Here is a 2,146-nt window from a genome sequence, read left to right on the forward strand (position 1 = left end):
GGGTGGGGGAAAGCCCCGCAGGGCCCACCGACGAGGCGGAAGCCGGCCCGGCGCCGACCGACGCGGAGGCCGACGCCTAGGCCGGAGCGGGCTCCGAGGGCGCGGCCGCGGACGGCGAGGTCAAGCCGCAGCTCAGTGAGGCCGCGGCCGAGCTCGCCGCGCAGAGGATCGAGCGCGAGCGCATCGCCCGCCGCAAGGCCGAACGCGAGGCCCCCGTGGAGGCCGGAGCCAAGCTCAGCGGTAAGGCCGCCGACCTGCTGGCGGCCGTACGGGCCGTGGAGAGCGGCGGCAAGCCCCCCGCCGCCTTCGACGCGCCGGCGCCCACGCCCACGCCCACGCCCCGCAGGACCGTCCCCGCGCCCGCGCCGGAGCGCACCCCCGCGGCCGCCCCCCAGCCGTCCGTACCCGCCCCCTCCGCGGCCTCGGCCCCCTCCGCCGACGCCGTCCGTGCCGTCGCCGCGGTCCTCGCCCGGGGCGGCGCCCCGGAGTCCCTCGCCCCGCAGGCGGCCGCCGCACTCGGCGAAGACGCCGCCGGCGAGCTGACGCGGTCCCCCTGGCGGCTGCTGGCCGTCGCCGGGGTCCGCCCGACCCAGGCAGACGGCTTCGCGCGCGCCCTCCTCGGCGCCGAGGAGACCGGCCCCGGGGACGAGCGGCGGGCCGCCGCCCTGGTGGGCTGGCTGCTGGCCCAGGCCGCCGCCAAGGGCCACACCGTGCTCGAGGCCCCCACCCTGGAGTCCGCCCTCGCCCAGTACGGCGTACCGGACCCCGCCGAGGCCCTGGAGGCGGCCGTCGCCGACGGCACCGCGCTGGCCTTCGAGGAGCCCGTCGGACCTCCCGTGGCGGAGGACGAGGAGCAGCCCGTACGCATCCTCGTGGGCCTGGAGGGCTCCGCCATGGCCGAGGAGAGCCTCGCCGAGGGCCTGGCCCGCCTCGCCAACACGTTCACGGACCCCGCCGACTGGGACAAGGCCGCCACCGGCCCCGGCGCCGAGCTGATCCGCGCCGCCGCCGGGCACGGCCTGGTCACCCACTCCGGCGGCGAGGCCGCCCGCGCCGAGCCCCGCGCACTCCTCGCGGCGGCCCGGGAGTTCGGGCTGCGCGCCTGCCTGGCCGCGCACGCCCCGGCCGAGGGCGCCGTCACCGTCGCGGGTCTGCTCGGCGGCGTGGAGGGCCCGGGCCGGGACGCGGACGGACAGTTCGCGCTGGACCTGCTCATCGTCCTGGACGCCCCGCAGCTGGACGTGGAGACGGCCGCCGCGCTCGTGGAGTCCGTCCCCGACGGAGCCCGCCTGGTGCTGTCGGGCGACCCCGCCGTGCTCGGCTCCGCCGGCCCCGGCCGGGTCTTCGCCGATGTGCTGGCGGCCCGCGCCTGCCCCCAGCTCGTCTCCCGGATCCCCGACCCGGGTCCGATCGGCGAGCTGGTCTCGGGGGTCGGTGTCGGGGAGCTGAACCAGGTCGACGCCCCCGGCAAGGAGGTCGTCATCGTCCCGGTCCGCGACGCCGGGGAGGCCGTGCACCGCACCGTGCAGCTGGTCGCCGAGTCGGTGCCCCGCGCCTTCGGCATCCCGGCGGAGGCGGTCCAGGTGATCACCCCGGGCCACGGCGGCTCGGCGGGCACCCGCGCCCTCAACGCGGCCCTCAAGGAGCGGCTGAACCCGGGCCCGGGCCGCTTCGGCGGCTTCGACCCCGGTGACCGGGTGGTCCACGTGCCCTCCCCCGGGCGGGCCCTGCCGGCCCGGGTGGTGTCGGCCGACGCGCAGGGGCTGCACCTGGCCGGCACCGCGGGCGCGCGCATCGTCGTACCCAAGGAGCGGGTGGAGTCGCAGGTGCGGCACGGCTGGGCCGTGACGGCGCACCAGGCCGTCGGGGCGCGCTGGCCCGCGGTGGTCGTCGTACTGCCCGGGGACGCGGCGCAGGCCCTGTCCCGGGACTGGGTGTACACGGCCTTCGGCCGGGCCGAGCGGCACCTCTCGGTGGTGCACGGCGTGGACCAGGCGCTGCCGCGCGCGGTCGCGGAGGTGCCCGCGAAGCCCCGTACGACCCGGCTGACGAGCCTGCTGCGGACGCTCGTCGCCTCGGCGCGGGAGCCCGAGCAGGCCTAGGCCGTCTCCTCGCGAGCCACGCAGCGCGGCCCCCGTCCCACCCC

1 protein-coding gene is annotated in these 2,146 nt (G+C 79.5%); it reads left to right on the forward strand.

Annotated features, from left to right (window positions below):
• The first annotated feature begins 215 nt into the window (after nt 1-215).
• The gene (locus tag ACWGDE_RS38410) at nt 216-2,102 is read left to right on the forward strand and encodes a helix-hairpin-helix domain-containing protein (RefSeq protein ID WP_453393723.1); all 1,887 of its coding nucleotides are present in this window, start codon (nt 216-218) and stop codon (nt 2,100-2,102) included.
• Nucleotides 2,103-2,146 lie beyond the last annotated feature (44 nt).

The organism is Streptomyces sp. NPDC054956 (assembly GCF_053609185.1).